Source organism: Pseudomonas sp. FSL R10-1350 (genome assembly GCF_009600525.1).
Taxonomy (GTDB): Bacteria; Pseudomonadota; Gammaproteobacteria; order Pseudomonadales; family Pseudomonadaceae; genus Aquipseudomonas; species Aquipseudomonas helleri.
The window spans coordinates 1-320 of the sequence record NZ_WIVR01000214.1; the positions used below are offsets into that span (position 1 = coordinate 1).

At 55.6% G+C, this 320-nt stretch carries 1 protein-coding gene; it reads right to left on the bottom strand.

Features of this window, described 5'->3' with window-relative positions; all coding sequences use genetic code 11:
- The coding region (locus tag GHO25_RS25900) for a transposase (protein WP_153331100.1) at positions 1-320 on the bottom strand (320 nt) is incomplete at both ends.

A 320-nucleotide genomic window follows, 5' to 3' on the forward strand; every position in this document is an offset into this window, starting at 1 on the left:
GCATGAAACGCGTCCATCAGGGGCGCTGCTTTTTCCTGACGTATTCGTCGCCGGACATCCGGTTCCAAATCGCGAACTTCGCGTTCAACTTCATATAAAGCCGCGATGTACCGCAACGCCTGCTCAGCCAGCACGCTTTTATTGGTGACGTGCAGGTCGTAAAACTTGCGGCGAGCGTGGGTCATGCAGCCGATTTCGGTGACGCCAAGTGCAAAACTGGCTTTGTAACCGCTGTAGTCGTCACAGACCAACTTGCCTTTCCAGTCGCCAAGGAAATTGCGGGCATATTCGCCCGAGCGACCGGGGCTGAAGTCGTACAC